Below are 20,219 nucleotides of genomic sequence, written 5' to 3' on the forward strand. Positions count from 1 at the left end.
AGGTCATCGTCAAGATCAAATTCCGAAACCCCTATCTGCGTATGCAGGTAGGGGTTTTGTTTTAGTAGAAGTCACCAGTTTTGCTGGCACGTTACGCTGTAACGGGCTGGTCACAGAATTTCTTGACGACCATAGAGCATTGGAACCACCTGATCCCATCCCGAACTCAGCAGTGAAACGATGCATCGCCGATGGTAGTGTGGGGTTTCCCCATGTGAGAGTAGGTCATCGTCAAGATTGAATTCCGAAACCCCTGTCTGCTAACGCAGACAGGGGTTTTGTCGTTGTGGGCTCGCTAAACGCTCAGGAGCGCCATCGCCAAACAGTGGAATGTTTCCGCAGAGACGACAAAGCCAGCCCCCGAATTCAGGCGCTGGCTTTGTTGGAATGACGAGAGATTTAGAACTGGTAGCTCACTGTCGCGGCGACATTGCGTTCTTCGCCCAAGTAGCAGAAGTTCAGGCTGGCACAGGAGGCCACGTAGGACTCATTCGTCAGGTTGTTCGCATTCAGGCGAACATCCACACCCTTCATCCCTACTTTGCCTAAGTCGTAACCAACAGACGCATCAAACAACGTGTAGGCCGGCACCTTCATGGTGTTTTCCGCGTCGGCCCAGCTATAGCCGACATATCGCACACCACCACCCAATCGCAGACCATCGAGTGCCGCGCTATCGAACGTGTAGTCAGCCCAGAACGAAGCCATGTGCCGTGGCGCCTGGGTCGGCGAGTTGCCCTTGTTCTCGATCACGTCAGTGGCCGTACTCAAGGTGCTGATCATCGACTTTGCGTATTCGATGTCGGTGAAGGTGTAGCTGCCGAGGACTTTAAGGTTGTCAGTCACCTGCATGTGCGCTTCCAGTTCCAGGCCCTGGGAGCGGACAGTCCCTACGGCGCGATAGAAGTTTTCCTGCGGCAGTTTGGTCGCCAGGTTTTCCTGATCAATGCGGAACAGCGACGCGGTGAACAAATTGTCGGTGCCCAGCGGTTGGTACTTCAGGCCCACCTCCCATTGCGTACCATCGGTCGGTGCCAGGGGATTACCCGCACTGTCCGAGTAGGAGTTCGGGTTGAACGACTCGGAGTAGCTGATGTAAGGCGCAATGCCGTTATCGAACAGGTACAACGCCCCGGCGCGCCCCGTCAGCTTGGTGCGTTTGTCACTGATTTCGGTGCCGACCGCCCGGTCGGTTTCAGCCAGCCGATTCTCATCGGACGTTTCCACCCAGTCCTGGCGCAGCCCGAGCGAGAAGCGCCACTTATCCATCTCGATCAAATCTTGAAGGTACACGCCGGTTTGTTCCAGGCGACGCAGATAGCTGGTCGGACTGTAGAACTCGATATCGGAATTTCCATACGCCGGGTTGAACGCATCAATCGGGGCAAGACCACCGCTGGTCCAGTCGACCACGGTTTTGCGACGCTGGTAGTCCGCACCCATCAGTACGGTGTGTTTGGTTGCACCGGTGAAGAACTCTGCTTGCAGCATGTTATCGACAATGAATGCATGAAGTTTCTCGTCGCCACCGGTGTAATAACGATTCAACTCATTACTGGACGGTGTGGTCCAGCCATAGGCATAGACCTGATCCAGCTTCACTTTGGAGTCGAGGTAACGGAAGTTCTGTCGTGCCGTGAAGACATTGTTGAAGCGATGCTCGAACTGGTAACCGAAGGACTGCTGATCACGCTGGAAGCCATCAATGCTCGGTTCGCCCTCGAAGAAGTGTGGGGAAATTCGATTCCCATTGCGCTGATGAATGGTGCCGCCGGCCGGCACGCCACCGTGATAACCACCGTCTGGATCGTGCTGCAAATACGCTTGTAGGGTCAGCGAGGTGTCTTCGGTGAAATCGATGCTAACCGTAGGCGCGAGGGCGAAGCGTTTTTCTTTGTTGTGATCGAACTGTGTGTCGGACTGATCCGCCAGCCCTGTCAGGCGATAGGCTACGCGTTTGTCGTCATTCACCGGGCCGCTGAAGTCGAAACCCATGCCACGCTGACCCTGAGTGCCCACCGTAGCTTGAACCTGATGATAGGCCTCATACAGCGGCCTCTTACTGGTCAGCGCCACCAGGCCGCCGGGTGAGCTGCGACCATAGAGCACCGATGACGGCCCTTTGAGGATATCGAGGCGCTCCAGAAAGTACGGGTCTACCTGCATGGTGCTGTAGGTGCCACTGTCACCCATGGACTTCAAGCCATCCAGATAAATGTTATCCACCGAACCATCGTTGAAGCCGCGCAGCGCCACGTAGTCATAGCGATGGGTTGCGCCATAAGGGTTGGTCAACACGCCGGGGGTGTAACGCATGGCCTGGGAGACGGTTTGCGAACCTTGATCGTCCATTTGCTCGCGGGTTACCACCGAGACGCTTTGCGAGGTTTCCAGCAACGCAGTACTGGTCTTGGTGGCGATCTGGCTATGTGTCGCGTTGTAACCGTCCATGCTGCCCAGCGCATTACCGAGGGCAAAGCCTTTGATGTCGGTGGTGGGCAATGCCAGCGCTTCGGTTTCGGCGACCGGGCGCAACACGTAGCTGCTGCCATCCTGACTCACGGCCTCCAGACCCGAACCGCTGAGTAAACGTCGCAAAGCCTGATCTGCCGAATATTCGCCCTGGACGCCGGGTGACTGGAGGCCCCCGGTTTGCGAAGGAGTCATCGATAAGGTAATTCCCGCCTGACGCGCAAACTGGTTGAGCACATCGCTCAACGAGCCTGCGGCAATATTGTAACGGTGGCTGCTGACCTCGCTGCCCGCTGCCGCTACGCCCAGTGTCGGCAATACGCCGACACCCAGCGCGGTGGAGAACAGTGCAGCGCGTACGGCGTAGCGCAGGGCGCCTGAATCGGCGGCGAAAAGAAGAGGGTTCTTACTGGTGGCGCGCACAGTCATTGTAGGTTTCCGTAGGAAGTCGCTGAAGTCAGGATTGAAGTGCTTACTGACTAAGCCGGACTTGCCCGCAAAACCCGCCAAAAATAATTCAGGCCTGTCGCTCCAGCGTCACCCACCAGCGAGTGCGATAGCGCAGTTGCACCGGCAGGGTTTGCGGCAGGATGGCCAGCAACCTGTCGGTGTTCTCCAGTCGGAAAACCCCGGACAGCCGTAAGTCGGCAATGTCCGCTGCGCACGTCAGATAGCCGTGGCGATAGCGCCCGACTTCATCCAGGAAATCCCCCAGACGCATATTGCGAGTCACGATCAGCCCGTCGACCCAAGCGCCGGCATCCATGTCCAGCGGCGGCGCCAGCTTCGCCTGGTGATGATCGATCAGATAACTCTGCCCGGCCTGCACCTGGGTCGGCGTGCCACCGGCGGCAAGCGGTGAATGTATGAGGACCATGCCGCCGGTAACGCTGAGCCGCGTGCAGTCGTCGTCCTGCCGCAGGATGAAACGTGCCCCCACTCCTTCATATACACCCTGGCGACTTTGCACCCGCAGCGGTCGATCAAACGGAGATCCTTCGTCGATCCCGCCGCACGTCACGATGACCTCGCCGCGAGTCAGTTTGATCAGCCGCTGCTGCGCGTTGTAATCCAGATCCACTGCACTGGCGGTGTTGAGTTCCAGTCGCGTGCCATCGGGCAATTGGAAACCGCGCCGTTCGCCCGTGGCGGTGGCGAAGTCGGCGGTCCACTGTTGCCAGCCCACCGCATCTTTGCCCAGCCACGCCACCGACCCTATCAGCAACGCTCCTGATAGCAGCTTCAAGGCCTGGCGGCGACCCAGTCCCTGGGCGCTGTTTTCCAACGTATTGAAGGCCACTTGAGCACCGGGCACTGCCCGCAGGTTGCTGCTCAACTCGGCTTGCAGCGACTGCACCCGTTGCCAAGCCAGTTCGTGTTCATGGTGTTCAGCCCACCAGACCTCGCATTGCTGACGTAGCCTGGCATTAGCCGAGTTGTTACGCAGACGCAGCAGCCAATGGATGGCTTGTTTGACGACCTGCTGATGCGGTTCCCCGCGTCGAGTCAGCGACAAGTTATCCACAGGCATCACGTTTCATACCGCAGCACGTAGCAGTGATACAGCGCGTCGGCGACATAGCGCTCAACTGAACGCAGAGACAAGCCCATCTGCTCGGCGATGTGTTTGTGGGTAAGTCCTTCGCACTGCGCCAGCAGAAACGCCTGACGCACTTTCGGCTTCAGGCCTTCGAGCATGCGCGCGATGCTTTCCAGCAACTCAAGCACTAATGCCCGCGCTTCGACGCTCGGGGTTTCGGACTCGGGCAAATGGGCGATGGTTTCCAGGTAGGCGCGTTCGATTTCTTCACGACGCCAATGGTCGATCACCAGCCCACGGGCGATCGTTCGAAGAAAGGCGCGGGGAGCCTTGAGCTCCAGGCGTTCGGTTCTGTGCAGCAGCCGCACAAACGTGTCCTGAGCCAGATCCGCCGCATCGGCTGCATTACCCAAACGCGCGCGCAGCCACGTGTTGAGCCAACCGTGATGGCTGCTGTAAAGCGCCTGTACTGCAAACTCAGGTGAGGACATGGATGCGACAGCCCGAACATCACAAATGATAATTAGTCGCATTGTCATCAAGGGTCCGGGAATTTGCAACAGCCGGACAAACAGTCGCCACTCTAAAAAGGCTGATCAGGCGCTTTGGCACGCCGTTCGGCGGGTATCTGACAGGAATGCCGACCATTTCGTACAAACGCCTAAGTTTTCTCCGGTTTGTGCCGACAGCCTGATGAGACATGCGTGCACCAAAGTAGAGCGGCTCCAGAGTCCTGCCTGCGCTGTTACATGGAATGTTGCATCCCGGAACGCATCCCCACTTTTTGCATAAGAAGTCCCATGAAATGAATCTCAAATTCAGCCATAAAATCCTTCTGGCCGCCTCCGGCGTCGTGGTGCTGGCTTTTGCGTTGTTCACTTTGTACAACGACTATCTGCAGCGAAACACCATTCGTCAAAACCTTGAATCGAGCGTCCAGCAGGCCGGCGACCTAACCGCCAGCAGCGTGCAGAACTGGATGAGCGGCCGCGTGCTGGTGCTGGAAAACCTCGCGCAAAACGTCGCCCATCAAGGCGCCAATGCCGACCTTCCCGGGCTGGTCAATCAACCGTCCCTGACCTCGAACTTCCAGTTCACCTACGTAGGCCAGGCCAACGGCGTGTTCACTCAGCGTCCGGACGCGAAGATGCCCGACGGTTACGACCCGCGTCAGCGTCCCTGGTACAAACAGGCCGTGGCTGCCGACAAGACCATGTTGACCCCGCCTTACATGGCCGCCGTCGGTGGCCTGGTGGTGACCATCGCCCTGCCGGTGAAAAAGAACGGCGAGTTGCTCGGCGTGGTCGGTGGTGACCTGAGCCTGGAAACCCTGGTGAAGATCATCAACTCGGTGGACTTCGGTGGCATCGGTCACGCATTCCTGGTCAGCGCCGACGGTCAGGTGATCGTCAGCCCGGACAAGGACCAGGTGATGAAAAACCTGAAGGATATTTACCCGAACGCTGGCGTACGCATCGAGAAGGGTAATCAGGAAGTCACCCTGAATAAGCAGGACCGTATCCTTTCGTTCACGCCGGTCAATGGTTTGCCGAATGCTGAGTGGTACATCGGTCTGTCGATCGACAAGGACAAGGCCTACGCGCCACTCAGCCAGTTCCGCACTTCTGCGCTGATCGCGATGTTCATCGCCGTGACGGCCATTGCCGTGCTGCTGAGCCTGTTGATCAACGTGCTGATGCGTCCGCTGACCACCATGGGCCGTGCGATGCAGGACATCGCTCAGGGTGAGGGCGACCTTACCCGACGTCTGGCCGTGGAAAGCAAAGACGAATTCGGTGAGCTGGGCGGTTCTTTCAACCAGTTCGTTGAGCGAATTCACGCATCGATTTCCGAAGTGTCGTCGGCCACCCGCCAGGTTCACGACCTGTCGCAGCGGGTAATGGCCTCGTCCAACGCCTCGATCGTCGGTTCCGACGAGCAAAGCGCCCGCACCAACAGTGTCGCCGCGGCGATCAACCAGTTGGGCGCCGCCACCCAGGAAATCGCCCGCAACGCCGCCGATGCTTCCCAGCACGCCAGCGGCGCGAGCGAGCAGGCCGACGACGGTCGTCAGGTGGTGGAGAAAACCATTCTGGCGATGACCGAGTTGTCGCAGAAAATCAGCCTGTCCTGCACGCAGATCGAAACCTTGAATGCCAGCACCGACAACATCGGGCACATTCTGGATGTGATCAAAGGCATCTCCCAGCAGACCAACTTGCTCGCACTCAACGCGGCCATTGAAGCGGCCCGCGCCGGTGAAGCCGGTCGTGGTTTTGCGGTGGTGGCGGACGAGGTGCGTAACCTCGCTCACCGAACTCAGGAATCGGCGGAGGAGATTCACAAGATGATCACCTCGCTGCAGATCGGTTCTCGCGAAGCGGTGACCACGATGAACGCCAGTCAGGTCTCCAGCGAACAGAGCGTCGAAGTGGCGAACCAGGCTGGTTTGCGACTGGTCAGCGTGACTCAGCGCATCGGCGAAATCGACGGCATGAACCAGTCGGTGGCGGCGGCGACCGAAGAGCAGACGGCGGTGGTGGAAACTCTCAACGTCGACGTTAACCAGATCAACCTGCTGAACCAGCAGAGCGTGGCCAACCTCAATGAAACGTTGAAGGATTGCGATGCGTTGTCCCTGCAGGCGAACCGGTTGAAGCAGTTGGTCGACAGCTTCAAAATCTGATCGAGCGATGTAAAAGAGCCCGCTGTGGAGTCATCCACAGCGGGCTTTTTCATGCCTTACGCAAACAGCTTCAACACATTGTTCATCGAGTCATCGGCAAAGCCCTGCACGAAATCCGTGAACCCCGGCAGTGCCTCGGCGCCACCCTGTACGGGTTCGGCGATGATCGTCCAGGTCGCTCGGGATTTGTTCGCGCCCAGCGGTTCGACACTCATCGCCGCCCATAAATTGGCTACGCCCAAGGTGTTGTAAATCGTGGTCCAGGTCATGTTCAGCGCCTGGTCATCCCGGGAGTTGAGTTGCTCGACCACCAGGTTGCCGTCCTTGAAGAATTTCTTGCGCAGGGACGACACGCCTTCGCCGGTCATCTCGATGTGCGACAGCGCTGGAATGAATTGATCGAAGCCGGCGAAGTTACCGACCACTGCCCAGACCTTCCTGGCATCGGCGGGCACTTCCACCGAGGACACCACGTGGCAGCCTTGCGGATTTTTGATCAGGGTGTCGGGTTGTAGGGTTTTCATGGTTTTGCTCCGGTTGAGTGAATCAGATGAAGTTGATTTCTTTGAGGTAGTCGCAGCCGCGACGCAGCAGCGCCGGGGATTTTTCCGGGTAATGCGCGCCCATCTGCCGCACGCCCGCCTGAGCGTTGGCGTGGCCGATCATTGAGATGTCGCCGATGTCTTCCTCGAAGCCGTTGAGGTAGAAACCGAGCACGCCAAACAACGCGTTGTCGCTGTCGACCCGACCCAGTTGCTGCTGCCAGTCGGCGACGCTGACCATGGAAAACTCCCGACCTGCCTCACGGAATGACGCGACGTAGTTGTCCCAGCTCAGAGGCTCGGGGTTGTGCAGGTTGAACACCGCTTTTTCCGCTGAATAACGGCTGGCATGGAAGGCGATGAACCGGGCGAGAAAGTCCACCGGCATCAGGTCGAAATTCAGCGCGAACTCCGGCACCTGGCCGAGCTGGATCGAGCCTTTGAGCATCAGCATCAAGCGATTCTTGTGCGGCTGGCAGACACCGGTGAGGCTGTTGAAACTGATGTTGCCGGGACGATAAAGATTGACCCGTACGCCACGTTCGCGAGCCCGTTCGAGGATTCGCTCACCGACCCATTTGGACAGGTTGTAGCCGTTCTTGATGTAGATCGGCGGGGTCTGCGCGGCGGGCAATTCCAGCACCCGGCCATCGGCGGAAATCGTGCTGGAAGCCGAGAGCGTCGAGACGAAATTGAAGATCTTTTTGCTGCGCCCTTCGCACAACCGAAGGCACTCGAAAATCGGCTCGACGTTGTCCCGCGCCAGCGACTCGTAATCGAGTACGTGATTGACGTTCGCGGCGTTATGCACCAACGCGCCGAACTGCCGATCCAGTCGCTCGTAAACATCCGCTTCGAGCCCCAATGACGGACGCGTGATGTCCGCCGCGTAGACCCGCACCCGGCTCAGGTCCAGATGCTCCAGGCGGTTTTCTCGCAACGCATGGGCAAACCGCTCGGCCGCCGATTGCCCGCCGCCATCGCGCACCAGGCACGCAACTTCGCTGGCACCCCAGGCGAGCAATGCTTCGACGATGTGCACGCCGACAAAGCTGTTGGCGCCGGTCACGATCACCTTGTGCACATCGCCCATGCGGTTGACTGGCAACGGCTGGATATCCAGTTCGCGGAAGGCATCGGCCAAGGCCTTTTCGCTCAATACCTCTTCGGTGCCGGAACCGCGCACCAAGGTCGCCAACTTGGCGATGGTCGGCAATTCGATGAAGCGGTTAATCGAGATGCTGCGACCAAATTCTTCACGCAAACGTAAAAGCATGCGCGACAGCAGGATCGAGTGGCCGCCCAGGTTGAAGAAACTTTCATCGGTGGAAATATCGCTGGCCGGCAGCTCCAGCAGCTCAGCCCAGATCTCCAGCAGCAGCGCCTCGTCGGCACTGGCGGGCAAGCGCCGCAGCGTGTTTTCGGACACATTCACGGGCATTGCCAGCAGCGCCTTGCGGTCGACCTTGCCGTTGCTGGCGAACGGCATGCTCGGCAGTTCGGTCCACGCTGTGGGCTGCATGTAATCCGGCAGGAACTGCATCGCATGAGCCTTCAGGGCTTCGCGAGCGGTGCCGGGTTGATCCTCCTGAGGCTGCGCGAGGAAGGCCAGAATCCGTCGATGGCTGTCGATGACCACCGCCACCTGGCGGTACAACTGACTGTCACGCAGGCAGCGTTCGATCTCTTCCGGCTCAACGCGAAAGCCGCGAATCTTCACCTGATTGTCTCGTCGCCCGCACAGCTCGATGCCATCGCGGGTCCACTTCGCCATGTCGCCGGTGCGGTAGGCGCGCAGGCTCTGGCCATTGGGCAGGTTCAGGTTCAGATAACGTTCGGCGGTCTGCTGCGGGTTGTTCAGGTAGCCCAGGCACACACCCGGCCCGACGATGTACAACTCGCCGACGGTTTGCTCGGCCACCGGTTGAAAATCCTCGTCGAGAATCAGCACCTGACTGTTAGCGATAGGCGCGCCGAGGGTGCGATTGCTGTCGCCGGTACGCAGTTGCCGCGCGGTGATCAACACCGTCGCTTCGGTGGGGCCATAGAGGTTGTAGAGGTTGCCCTGACGGGTGAGCTGCTCGATGACGTAGGGTTCGCAGACATCGCCACCGGTCATCACGTGATCGAGGCATTGCAATTGATCCAGCGGCAGGATGCTCAACAACGCTGGCGGCAAAAAGGCGTGGCTCAGTTGTCGATGGCGGATCAGCTCGACCAGTTGCAACGGATCGCGGCGCTGATCGTCGCCGGGCACGATCAGCTCGGCGCCCTGGAGCAGGGTCGGGAAGATATCGATCAGTGACGAGTCGAAACTCAACGACGAAAACTGCAGCACCCGACTCTGTTCGGTCAGTTGCACATAGTCGGCGTACCACGCGGTGAAGTGCGCGAGATTGGCCTGGCTGAGCAATACGCCTTTGGGATGGCCGGTGGTGCCCGAGGTGTAGAGCGCCATGCACGGCGCCTCTGGATCGGGTCGCTGGCGCATCAAGGGTTGATCGAGATCCACATCGCCAATGTCAATGCGGCTGATGTCGAGCCCCGGCATTTGCGCCGCAAGCGGATGTTCACCGTCATGCAGCAGCAAGACGGCCCCGGCGTTTTCCAGAATGTACTGCTGACGTTGCAGAGGATGGCTCGGCTCCAGTGGCAGATACACCGCGCCACTGCCAAGAATCGCCAGAATTCCCGCATACAACGCGCTGCATTTTGGCAGGCAGATCCCGATCACCAACGGCCCCTGATGCTGCGCGAGCAACGGTTGCAAACGCTGCTGGATGGCGCGGCTGTGGGCGTGCAAATGCCGATAGCTCAGGGACGTGCCGGCAATGTTCAGCGCGGGTCGCTCGGCACACTGGATGAAGCGCTGCTCAAGGCGCTCGATCATCGGGATTTGACTGAGCGCCAGCAGCGCGGGCGCCGCCGTGAGGTTGAGCCGATGGAAAAACGTCAGGCTCTCGAGATAGAGCAGGTTTTCCACGTGCTCGAAGCGAGCGGGAGCCGCAGGATCGGCCAGCAGGAAGTAGTCGGCATCGCGAGAGAAACGGCTGACCAGCAGCGCCACGTGATCGACCAGTTCTGCCACTGCCCGCAGGCGCAATGCCTGGCCGTTGCCCGAAGGTTCGTCGGTGATCGGCACGCGAGTGAACAGTTTCGAACCGTAGTTACACAGCAAATCCAGCGGCGGCAGGTCAGAAACTCCAGGCTCACCGATACCCAGTTGCAGCGTCAGTCGCGGTGTATCACCAAAGTCTTGAATCGGCAGGCTGGCGTCGTCGATCAGCAAGTCAGCGCTAGCCAACGGCTGCTCGTCGACGGCTGTCAGGCGCACCAGAGAATGACCGTGTTGTTCAAGTTCCAGCGCCAGGTCGGTCAGGGCCTGGCTTTGTCCAATGAGCAGAATGTCGAGACGTCTCATGATGGGCTCCTCGTTAAACCAGGTAATCGCTGAGGGCGTCTTGCACGCACGGCGAATCGAGCAGCGAACTGCTGCGGAAAAACCGCACGATGTTGGCGACCAGCGGGTGATGGCGATTGATCGGGAAGGCCAGCCCCGACACTTCGCTCTTGAGGGCGTGGCGTGCGGCGTCGCTGATCTGCAAGGACTCGATCAGGCGAAAGTCGAACGACTTCTGGATGTCGTTGGTCAGGTAATGGCCGATGAACACCGGCAGGATTTGCGCGATGCATTGGCGGTCGTCCTCGCTCGCGGTGTGCCAGTAGATGCGCACCAGCCGCGCCCAGAACCCGGAGTGGCGACCTTCGTCGAGCAAGTGGTCGGCCATCAGGCCCTTGATCGACTGCTTGACCGTGTCGTCCTTGGCGAACGCCGCGACATCGCCGGTCACGGTGTTCTCGGCGATGGCCACGCAGATCAATTCCACGGCGCTGCGCAGGTGTTCCGGCGCGAGCGCCACGGCCGCTGGAATGGCTCGGCTGAGTTCGATTTCGTCCGGCAGTTCGATGGGCGTGATGCCGGTCATGGCGACGGTCTGTTGCATGAAATCCATGGCCACCAGCGCGTGGTAATCCTCGTCCACCACCACGGTCATGGCGTCGTAGCGGCAGGCGAACGGGAAGGCCACGGCGAAGCGATTCTTGGCGATGCTGCGGGCCGTCTTGTCGACGATTTCGGTTTCGAAAATCACCACGTCGTTGATGAATTTGTAGAGCGTCTGCACCAGCGCAAAGTCGCACTGTTCCGGGCATTCACGCAGGAAGGTTTCGCTCAGCACCAACGGTTGGCGGCTCAACGGGTAGATCAGTTTGTCGTCGTTCTCAAGCACTCGCCGGGGACGGGTACGGATGGTCGCGCGGCTTTCCCAAGCGTCGGCAAAAGATTGGTAGTCGGCGGCGTTCATGCGTTCACCTCGGCAACCGGTTCGCTCATGCTCAGGCGCAGGCCGTCCCACAACGCGATGCGGCTTTCCACGGCAGCGAGGGCGCTGGCGTAGACGTCTTCTTCGCGTTGCGCATCGCCATCGACCAGCCGGGCGAGGAGTTTTTCAGCGGCGGGGCCGTGGTCTTCGGAATCGACTTCGATGTGCCGTTCGAGGTAGTAACGAAAGGTCGGCGCCTGTTCGATGCCGATGCCCCAATCATCAAGAATTCGCTGGAACATCTGCGGGATGACGCTCTCGCGACCATGCAGAAATGCTGCCGCAACACTGTGCCCCGGCGCATGCAACGCGGTGTGCAACGTATTGCGCACGAACTGCGCTGCTGCCGGATCAACGTCCACGCTTTGCAGCGCCACGTCATAGCTCACGCCTTCTTTTTGCAGCGCGACGAAGCGTTCGACCACCGCCGTGCTGGCGCCGACTTCACGCATCGCATCCAGGTACAACTCGAAATGGCTGTAGTGACCCTGGGCTGGGCGATCATCAGACTCTTCACCCAGCACGATCTCGTTGATCAAACGCGCCGCCTGCGGATCTCGCGGTGGCAGCCAGGGCAAACGAACGCAGGTCAGTTCCTGTTGCAGGCGTTTGGTCAGCGACATGAAATCCCATACCGCAAACACATGGGTTTCCATGAAACGTTGCAATACCGGCATCGAGTTGATTTCGGAAAAGATCGGATGAGCACTAAGTTCTGCTTTCTTCTGGGTGAGACGGTCTTTAGTCGATTTCATGGGCGAGCCTATAAATGAGTTGGATATAACCGTTGCGGTTTAATGAATAAGCGATCGTTAGTTAAAACTTTCTGCTGACGAGCGCAGGCCTCAAGCGAATTGATATGGGTAAGTTGCAATGCGTCGTTATGTGACGGTCTGGCGCCCGTATTCAAGGCGGCGGAGAAAAACTAATACATGAATAAAGTGCTGGGCAAGTTATTTTTATATTATTTGAAAGTTCAACTTTTTCGCGCGCGACAAGTTCCAATAAAACTTTTGATTTGAGTTTTATTTAGATGCAGTTACTCCTTCCGGCTTATATAAGTCAGAATTAAAGTAAAGAGTGAATGCCTCACTCGAAGTAACTTTCCAGTTGAATTTCTGAAGTGGTCAGAGGGGGTGGAAGTTGACTGGGATCAACGCAGGTTCTTCCTTTCCCGTGGCAAGACTCCTTCCGTAGGTTCTTGGTGCGGAGACTGCTCCGCTGATGCGGTGCGTCACCCGTTCATTATTTGTTGGCAGCCCAAGAGTGAGCGTAAATCACGACAGCCGCTATCATCGGCGCGTTATCGACGCGGAGTCGTTGTGGGTTTTGAGAGGGGTAAATCGAGGGCGGGGCTTTGGAGAGGGGCGCAGCGCAACGCGGCAAGCGAGAGTAAGCAGTTCAATCTGCTCGCTCAGGCTTGCCGGCGTGGTTTATCTGGAGATTTTCTTGTTCAGCGCTTCGGGGCTGTTGAGGTAGCGGGTGATGACCTCGACGCCCCGGTTGAGGTGTTGTTCGAGCAATTTCACCGCGCGCTCGACGTCCCGGTCTTCGACGGCCCGCAACAGCGCCCGGTGGTCTTCCTGGGAGATTTTGCCCAGGCCCATGGCTTCGAGGTTGAAGCGCAGGAAGCGCTCCTCTTCGTTCAATCCGTCTTCCACCAGCCTCAACAGCCGTTGGTTCGGCGCCTTGCAGTACAGCGCCATGTGGAAAAGCCGATTGAGCCGGCCGATTTCGGTGTAGTTGTTTTCGGTTTCCAGTTCGTCGATGTAGCGGGCGGCCTGTTCGAGATCCTCATCAACCAGTAACGGGATCGACAGGCGCAACGCTTCTGATTCCAGCAGGATGCGCAGCGCATAGGTTTCCACGGCATCGCCCTGGACCAGCGGTGCAACCACTGCACCTTTGTGCGCGATGACATTGAGCAGCGCCTGGGCTTCGAGCTGGCGCAAGGCTTCGCGCACCGGCATGCGGCTGACACCGAAAAGATCGGCCAAATCTTGCTGACGCAGGGCGGTGCCGCAGGGAATGCGACCGTCGAGAATGGCTGAACGCAGGGTCTCTTCGATCACCGAGCGTGCCAGGTGAGCGGGAATCGGCCCGTTGACCTTGATGCTGTTCAGAGGATTGGGCTTCTGTGTCACAACTACGCACCCTGTTTGACTGAGTTAAATTTGGATCCAAGGGGACACTAGTGACTGCCTGACTGGTTGTCAAACGGACAAAAGATCGCCCTGCCGTGGCCGCGATGCTTTTTTATTGCGCCTGCCATACAAAGTTTAGCGCGCCGGCAGTGATCTCACCGTGCCATTGTTTTTTACCGGACTAACCTGCACCATCGAGCGATTTCCACCTGCCTGATCTGGATACCTCGCATTGGCGGTATGTTTCGCGATCCCTCGGACGTTGCGCTGGCTGTGCTGCGCGTTGCTGCTGGCCGGCGTTATGCTGGGCGGGCTGCATGCCGATTGGGATTTTTCGCTGATCAGCCGTCGTGCGCAGGCATTGTACGGGCCATTGGGCGAAGGACAGCCACGCATTGATGCCTGGCAGCACTTATTGGTCACGCAAAAGCAGGTCGGCGAGCTGGAACAGCTTAAAGTGGTCAACCAGTTCTTCAATAAACAGATGCGTTACGAGGAAGACATCGATCTGTGGCACGAGGTCGATTATTGGGAAACACCCATCGAGGCCCTTTGGAAGGGCGCCGGCGATTGCGAAGATTATGCGATCGCAAAGTATTTCAGCCTGCGTCGTCTCGGCGTCGCCAGTGACAAGCTACGCATCACTTACGTCAAGGCCTTGCGCCAGAATCGGGCGCACATGGTGTTGACCTACTACTCAAGCCCCGAGGCCATGCCGTTGGTACTCGACAGCCTGATCGATGCGATCAAGCCAGCCAGCCAGCGAACCGATTTGCTGCCGGTCTACTCTTTCAATGCCGAAGGGTTGTGGTTGCCGGGCGCCAAGGGCAACAAGAAAGTCGGTGACACCAAACGCCTGTCGCGTTGGCAGGATGTGTTGAAGAAAATGCAGGCCGAAGGTTTCCCGGTCGAGACGACTAATTAGGAGCACGCGCTCAGATGTCTTTGTTCAAACAACTGTTGATCGCTATCTGTCTGTTCCTGGTGATCGCCTTCACCGGTAGCTTCGTGGTCAGCCTGGAAAGTTCGCGCACCCAATACGTCAATCAGTTGCGCTCCCACGCTCAGGACGCCGCGACGGCATTGGCGCTGTCCCTGACGCCAAGCATCGACGATCCGGCGATGGTCGAGTTGCTGGTCAGTTCGATCTTCGACAGTGGTTATTACGCAAGCATCCGCGTGGTCGACCTCAAGACCGATCAGGCCATCGTTGAGCGCAGCGGCATTCCCGCGGTGAACAACGTGCCGGACTGGTTCGTCAAAATGATCGGGCTGGAAGCGGCCGGTGGTGATGCTCTCGTCAGCCGTGGCTGGGAGCAGGCGGCGCGGGTCGAGGTGGTCAGCCACCCGATGTTTGCGTTGGCCAAACTCTGGCAGAGCGCGCTGGGCAGTCTTGGCTGGCTGCTGATCTGCGGTGCGGTGAGCGCGGTGCTCGGCGCGCTGTTGTTGCGTCGGCAACTGAAGCCGCTGGATTACATGGTCAAGCAATCCCACGCCATCGCTCGCCGCGAATTCCTCAGCTTGCCGCAACTGCCGCGCACGCCGGAACTGCGGCGTGTCGTGCAGGCCATGAACCAGATGGTCGAGAAGCTTAAAGCGCTGTTCCAGGAACAGGCCGAGCGCAGTGAAAAACTGCGGGCCGAGTCCTATCAGGACAACCTGACGGGGTTGGCCAATCGTCGTTATTTCGAGATGCAATTGAACGCCCGAGTGAGCAACCCGGAGCAGGCGAGTTCCGGTTATTTGCTGCTGTTACGGGTCAGGGACCTGGCCGGGTTGAACCAGCGGTTGGGCGGTCAACGTACTGACCAGTTGTTGAAAGCGGTTGGCGAGCAGTTGTCCCGAGAGTGTGCCAAATACCCGGAAACCCTGAACCTCGTAACGCGGATTCGTGGCGGTGAGTTCGCCGTGCTGGCGCCGGGGCTGGTACGCGAAGAAGCGCTGCAACTGGCGCAGAGCCTCGACAGTGCCTTGGCGAGCCTGCACGCGACGGGCGCCACCGATGTGCCCTCGGTGGCCTCGATCGGGCTGGCGCCGTTTGTGTATGGCGACTCCCCGCAAGCGGTGCTCGGGTTGGGCGATCAGGCATTGGCTCAGGCGGAAGGCCAGGGCGATTCGAGTTGGGCCTGCCTGGATCACAGCGCATCGGCCAGCGTCGGCGACGACCATCATGCCTGGCACACCTTACTGGAACAGGCGTTGAATCAGCGGCGTTTCGAGCTGTATTTCCAGCCGGTAGTGGCCGCCCAGGACACGCAGTTGGTGCTGCATTACAAGGTGCTGTCGCGTTTGATCGACGATGAGGGCCAGACCATTCCCGCCGGGCGCTTCCTGCCGTGGCTCGAGCGCTTTGGCTGGACCGCGCGCCTGGACCGGCTGATGTTGGAGCGGGTGCTTGAACAGATGGCTGGGCATGAGGAGTCGCTGGCGCTGAACCTGTCTTCAGCCACGCTGGCCGATCCGCAGGCATTGAATAAAGTCTTCGAAATCCTGCGTCAGCATTCGGAGCTCGGGGAACGCTTGACCCTGGAAATCGGCGAAGAGCAGTTACCGGAACAAGCCATGCTCGAAGAGCTGACGCGACGCCTGCGCGAACTCGGGTTCTCCCTGAGCCTGCAACGCTTTGGCGGGCGTTTCAGCATGATCGGCAACCTGGCGCGGCTTGGGTTGGCGTATCTGAAGATCGACGGCAGTTATATCCGCGCGATTGATCAGGAGAGCGACAAGCGCCTGTTCATCGAGGCGATTCAGCGGGCGGCGCACAGCATCGATTTGCCGTTGATTGCCGAGCGGGTCGAGACGGAAGGGGAGTTGATGGTGATTCGCGAGATGGGGTTGTATGGGGTTCAGGGGCAATTGTTTGGTGAGCCGAAGCCTTGGCAGTAACCCACTGATCGTTCCCACGCTCTGCGTGGGAATGCAGCCCGTGACGCTCTGCGTCACATCAGTGTCAGACACAACGCCAGCGGTGAGGCTGGAACGCGGAGCGTCCCGAGAGGCATTCCCACGCAGAGCGTGGGAACGATCGGCGTCCGGCGTTAGATCAACCCCGTCTCATCATCATCGATCAATTGACTCAACCCGCCCAACGCCTCACGGGCCTGGGTCCGGTCCATCAGCTTGGCTTGTGCGGCCGGCGGCAGGTCGGTGACGCGGATCACGCCTTTGCTGGTCAGCACCTGGATCAAGTCGTCGAGTACCCGGATCATGTCCAGGTCGCTCTGCTTGAGCTGTTTGAGGCTGGTTTCCACTACTTCATTGGCATACCAGGCCTGGATTTCATGGTGGTCGGCGGGCAGTGTTTCCGTGGCCTCGGCGTAGGCTTCGGCTTCCACGCGCACTAACTGACCTTGGGCATCGCGTTGCACGTAGAACATTGAACATCCCTCGGAAATGGACCCGCGTCATGCTGTCAGCAGCATAGGCCAACTGGACGCGAGTATGCGGTGCGGCGACGAAATCGTCACCGGGGGTTGGGCGCAAAAATGACGGCCACCCCATAAGAGTGGCCGTTTTTCGTTGGATCAGCTGTTGCTGTGATCGATTTTGATGGTCGGGTCGCTGCCGGCAATCAACGAGTTGATGCTGGCGCTGGACCAGTTGTTGCCTTCCAGTTTGATCGTCACATCGGGTTGCGCCGCTGCGGCGTCAGCGCCGTTGAACTTGCCGGCGGAGCTGACTTGCAGGGACGAAACGCCATCCACGGTGGTGATCTTCAGGAAGTTGTCGATGGTGCTGCCGCTCTCGTTCTGCAACAGATCACGCAGGTCGATGCGATCACCTTCACTGGCCTTGAAGTCCTTGATCACGTCGGTGCCGGTGTCGCCTGCTTTCCAGACGAAGGTGTCGCCACCCGAGCCGCCGATCAGCGTGTCGTTGCCCGTGCCACCGAGGAGGGTGTCATTACCGGTACCACCGTCCAGCGTATCGGTGCCAGTGCCACCGATGAGGAAGTCATCGCCGGCCTCACCGTTCAGCAAATCGTTGCCAGTGCCACCGAGCAGGATGTCGTTGCCGCTGCCGCCGTAGAGTTTGTCGTCACCGCCCTGCCCGAAGATGATGTCGTTACCAGCACCACCCAGCAGCGTATCGTTACCATCGTGGGCGCCAGACACATCGAACGTGGAGTAGTGCTCGGTGACGTACTGGTGCACGTTGCTTGAGGTGACTTGGTTGGTTTCGATGCCGGTTTCCTTACCGACAAAAGCCTGCAGCGCGGTGTAGCCCTCACCCGTCACGCCAGTGAAACTCACCAGATCGCCGAAGATGATGTCGTTGCCATCGCCGCCGTTGATAGTGTCCTTGCCTGGAAGGGTCGCTTCGCTGTGGCCGAGAATTGCGTTGGCCAAATCTTCCGGGTTGATATTGGCCAGCGGTTTTCCATCGGTGGTGTTATACGGTGCGAGGTCGTTTACCGAGACAGCGCTGTTCACGCCAATGGCTTGTACTTTGGAGTTTGCGGCAGCAAACAACGCGAACGCGATTGCCGCATTTTCCGCACTGGTGCTGTCGACAGAGCCGTTGCCTGCGTAATCCGACAGTTCATAGGTGCCGTCACCTTGGGCGTGAACTTGCAGGGTGTAGCCGTTGGCGCTGTACTTTTCCGACGTCCAGTTGCCGTTCGATTTTTCGCTCCATTTGTACAAAGCCCCGAAGGAATCAACTACCACGCGACTCTCACCACCAATAACCATCCTGAACTCGGTCCCTGGCGTGTAGGAGCCTTGCTTCAACACGTCGTCGAGGTTGAGGTCCTTAACGCTATTGGACTTGAAGTCGACGACCAGCGGATTGGTTTGTTCTTGTTGCGTATAAGCGGTCGGCTCACCATCGGTGATGAAGTAGGTGAGGTTGATCGCGTTGGGGTTGCTCAGCGCGTCAGGCCCTTTGAACCAGTTCGCGGTGGTTTTGAACACGTCTTCGTAGTTGGTGTAACCACCAGACCGCATGCTGTTGACGACCTCCTTCAATAGGTCCAGAGCGCCCGCTTTCGACAGATCGATCGAAATCGATTTGTTGACCTGTGTATCGAAGTCCACGAGGAATACTTTTACGGTGCCAGCGCTCGAGTTTTGCGAGGTGGCGCTGGCGATCAGCGAGGTGAACACCGAAATCAGGGAATTCTTCGCCGACGTTACGGAGGAAGCGCTCATGCTGCCGGAGCTGTCGACCATGAATGCGATGTTGTAATTCTGGCCCGGTATGACCGTCAGGCCGCCGATATCGGCGACCATGATGTCGTTGCCGCCGGTGCCGGTGACGGTGTCATCAGCCGCCGTGGCGGTGATGGCGTTGTAGACCGCCGGATTGATCGTGATCGGGATCTGTGTCGAACTGCTGGCCGAGTCACCCTGGCTTTCGGTCGAGACTGCCGTAACGGTCAGCGTGTTGGTACCGGTGGCGTACGGTGCCGGGGTGAAGCTCAACTTGCTCACATCCCAGCCGCTGAGGTTGACGACAGCGTTACCGGTCGTGCCGGTGAAGGTGTGCGTGCCATCGGTCAGGGTTGCACCTGCCGGGATGCCGCCGATGGTGGTGATGGTCTGGGTTTCAGAACCATCAGTGTCCGGCGACGTGACCTTCAAGCCCAACGCAACGCTGCCGTTCTCGGCCACCTGAGTAGTGGTGGCGGTCACGATCGGTGCATCTGCGACCGCGGTCACATTGATATCCAGGGTGGTGCTCGAACCGGTGCTGGTGGTGTAGGTCACAGTCGGAACGTTGCCGCTCCAATTGCTGGCCGGGGTGAAGGTGTAAGCCCCGTTCGCCGCCAGCACCAAGGTGCCGATGTTGGCGATGATCGCTGTGGCGCCTGCGGTGTACTCGGTACCACCCACCGTGAACTTGGCCACGCTCAGGACGTTATCCACATCGCGGTCGTTAGTCAGTACGTTACCGGTAGCGATCTTGTCCTCGAGGACGGTGTTGATGTCAGTCGTCAGCACACTCGGGTCATCGACCGGGGTGACGCTGATATTCAGGCTCGAGGTGTCGTTGGTGCCCGAACCGTCGGTGACGGTGTAGCTGACTGTCGGTACCGTGCCGTTGTAGTTGGCGACCGGGGTGAAGGTGTAAGCACCGTTCGCCCCGATGACCAGGGTGCCGACGTTGGCGATGATCGCCGTGCTGCCTGCTGTGTAAGTGGTCGCACCGACGGTGAAGTTGAGCACGCTGACCGGGCCATCGACGCTGCTGGTATCAGTAAGGACGCTACCGGTAATGGCGGTGTCTTCCAGGGTGGAAACCGATTCGTTGGCGTCGATGAAGCTGTCATCGACCGGAGTGACGCTGATGTTCAGGGTCGAAGTGACGTTGCTGCCGTCACCATCGGTGACGGCGTAGCTGACCGTCGGCACCGTGCCGTTGTAGTTGGCGGCCGGGGTGAAGGTGTAGGCACCGTTCGCCGCGATCAGCAGAGTACCGACGTTGGCGATATTCGCCGTGGCGCCTGCC

Annotated in this window: 13 protein-coding genes and 1 rRNA gene; 4 read left to right on the forward strand and 10 right to left on the reverse strand. The window is 58.9% G+C overall.

Features of this window, described 5'->3' with window-relative positions:
* Positions 1-121 precede the first annotated feature (121 nt).
* Positions 122-237, forward strand: a 5S ribosomal RNA gene (rrf, locus tag ACQ4OB_RS27465).
* Between the two features lie 162 nt (positions 238-399).
* On the opposite strand, the gene ACQ4OB_RS27470 is transcribed toward rrf, so the two are convergent.
* From ACQ4OB_RS27470 to ACQ4OB_RS27480, 3 genes are all read right to left on the reverse strand, one after another.
* Positions 400-2,901, reverse strand: a complete 2,502-nt coding sequence (locus tag ACQ4OB_RS27470) for a TonB-dependent siderophore receptor (RefSeq protein WP_430956843.1) — start codon at positions 2,899-2,901, stop codon at positions 400-402.
* Between the two features lie 88 nt (positions 2,902-2,989).
* Positions 2,990-4,003: a FecR domain-containing protein gene (locus tag ACQ4OB_RS27475; RefSeq protein ID WP_430956844.1), complete on the reverse strand. Its 1,014-nt coding sequence runs from the start codon at positions 4,001-4,003 to the stop codon at positions 2,990-2,992.
* Positions 4,003-4,503, reverse strand: coding sequence for a sigma-70 family RNA polymerase sigma factor (locus tag ACQ4OB_RS27480; RefSeq protein WP_074872395.1), 501 nt, complete (start codon positions 4,501-4,503; stop codon positions 4,003-4,005). Before ACQ4OB_RS27480 ends, ACQ4OB_RS27475 begins: the two co-directional genes overlap by 1 nt.
* Before the next feature lie 314 nt (positions 4,504-4,817).
* On the opposite strand from ACQ4OB_RS27480, the gene ACQ4OB_RS27485 reads away from it, so the two are divergent.
* Positions 4,818-6,698, forward strand: a complete 1,881-nt coding sequence (locus ACQ4OB_RS27485; RefSeq protein WP_430956845.1) for a methyl-accepting chemotaxis protein — start codon at positions 4,818-4,820, stop codon at positions 6,696-6,698.
* Positions 6,699-6,754: 56 nt separating this feature from the next.
* On the opposite strand, the gene ACQ4OB_RS27490 is transcribed toward ACQ4OB_RS27485, so the two are convergent.
* From ACQ4OB_RS27490 to ACQ4OB_RS27510, 5 genes are all read right to left on the reverse strand, one after another.
* Positions 6,755-7,222 carry an SRPBCC family protein gene (locus tag ACQ4OB_RS27490; RefSeq protein WP_102616621.1) on the reverse strand — a complete coding sequence of 156 codons (468 nt, stop codon included), beginning with the start codon at positions 7,220-7,222 and terminating at the stop codon, positions 6,755-6,757.
* 22 nt (positions 7,223-7,244) lie between these two features.
* Entirely contained in the window at positions 7,245-10,661 is a 3,417-nt protein-coding gene (locus tag ACQ4OB_RS27495) for an amino acid adenylation domain-containing protein (RefSeq protein ID WP_430956846.1), read from the reverse strand.
* Positions 10,662-10,674: 13 nt separating this feature from the next.
* Positions 10,675-11,604 carry a diiron oxygenase gene (locus ACQ4OB_RS27500; protein WP_207250628.1) on the reverse strand — a complete coding sequence of 310 codons (930 nt, stop codon included), beginning with the start codon at positions 11,602-11,604 and terminating at the stop codon, positions 10,675-10,677.
* Entirely contained in the window at positions 11,601-12,377 is a 777-nt protein-coding gene (locus ACQ4OB_RS27505; RefSeq protein ID WP_074872404.1) for a DUF3050 domain-containing protein, read from the reverse strand. The genes ACQ4OB_RS27500 and ACQ4OB_RS27505 overlap by 4 nt, the downstream gene beginning before the upstream one ends.
* 678 nt (positions 12,378-13,055) lie before the next feature.
* The gene (locus tag ACQ4OB_RS27510) at positions 13,056-13,766 is read right to left on the reverse strand and encodes a GntR family transcriptional regulator (protein WP_102616618.1); all 711 of its coding nucleotides are present in this window, start codon (positions 13,764-13,766) and stop codon (positions 13,056-13,058) included.
* Positions 13,767-13,998: 232 nt separating this feature from the next.
* Between ACQ4OB_RS27510 and lapG the strand changes: the two genes are divergently transcribed.
* Both lapG and lapD read left to right on the forward strand, forming a co-directional pair.
* A complete protein-coding gene (gene lapG / locus ACQ4OB_RS27515; RefSeq protein WP_074872408.1) occupies positions 13,999-14,691 on the forward strand; it encodes a cysteine protease LapG in 693 nt (230 codons plus the stop codon).
* A gap of 14 nt (positions 14,692-14,705) precedes the next feature.
* A complete protein-coding gene (gene lapD, locus ACQ4OB_RS27520) occupies positions 14,706-16,652 on the forward strand; it encodes a cyclic di-GMP receptor LapD (RefSeq protein ID WP_430956847.1) in 1,947 nt (648 codons plus the stop codon).
* 152 nt (positions 16,653-16,804) lie between these two features.
* Here the strand turns inward: lapD and ACQ4OB_RS27525 are convergent, their stop codons facing one another.
* On the reverse strand, positions 16,805-17,143 hold the full coding sequence (locus ACQ4OB_RS27525; RefSeq protein ID WP_430956848.1) for a tryptophan synthase subunit beta: 339 nt from the start codon (positions 17,141-17,143) through the stop codon (positions 16,805-16,807).
* Positions 17,144-17,290: 147 nt separating this feature from the next.
* A partial coding sequence (locus ACQ4OB_RS27530; protein WP_430956849.1) for a tandem-95 repeat protein occupies positions 17,291-20,219 on the reverse strand: 2,929 nt, incomplete at its 5' end.

The organism is Pseudomonas sp. ES4 (assembly GCF_050586665.1).
Classification (GTDB): domain Bacteria; phylum Pseudomonadota; class Gammaproteobacteria; order Pseudomonadales; family Pseudomonadaceae; genus Aquipseudomonas; species Aquipseudomonas frederiksbergensis.

Excerpts from the sequence above, each read along its gene's own strand:
- lapD (WP_430956847.1), top strand. The coding sequence starts at position 14,706 with ATGTCTTTGTTCAAACAACTGTTGATCGCTATCTGTCTGTTCCTGGTG.
- ACQ4OB_RS27485 (WP_430956845.1), top strand. The coding sequence starts at position 4,818 with ATGAATCTCAAATTCAGCCATAAAATCCTTCTGGCCGCCTCCGGCGTC.
- ACQ4OB_RS27525 (WP_430956848.1), bottom strand. The coding sequence starts at position 17,143 with ATGTTCTACGTGCAACGCGATGCCCAAGGTCAGTTAGTGCGCGTGGAA.
- ACQ4OB_RS27495 (WP_430956846.1), bottom strand. The coding sequence starts at position 10,661 with ATGAGACGTCTCGACATTCTGCTCATTGGACAAAGCCAGGCCCTGACC.
- ACQ4OB_RS27505 (WP_074872404.1), bottom strand. The coding sequence starts at position 12,377 with ATGAAATCGACTAAAGACCGTCTCACCCAGAAGAAAGCAGAACTTAGT.
- ACQ4OB_RS27470 (WP_430956843.1), bottom strand. The coding sequence starts at position 2,901 with ATGACTGTGCGCGCCACCAGTAAGAACCCTCTTCTTTTCGCCGCCGAT.
- ACQ4OB_RS27480 (WP_074872395.1), bottom strand. The coding sequence starts at position 4,503 with ATGTCCTCACCTGAGTTTGCAGTACAGGCGCTTTACAGCAGCCATCAC.
- ACQ4OB_RS27500 (WP_207250628.1), bottom strand. The coding sequence starts at position 11,604 with ATGAACGCCGCCGACTACCAATCTTTTGCCGACGCTTGGGAAAGCCGC.
- ACQ4OB_RS27490 (WP_102616621.1), bottom strand. The coding sequence starts at position 7,222 with ATGAAAACCCTACAACCCGACACCCTGATCAAAAATCCGCAAGGCTGC.
- ACQ4OB_RS27475 (WP_430956844.1), bottom strand. The coding sequence starts at position 4,003 with ATGCCTGTGGATAACTTGTCGCTGACTCGACGCGGGGAACCGCATCAG.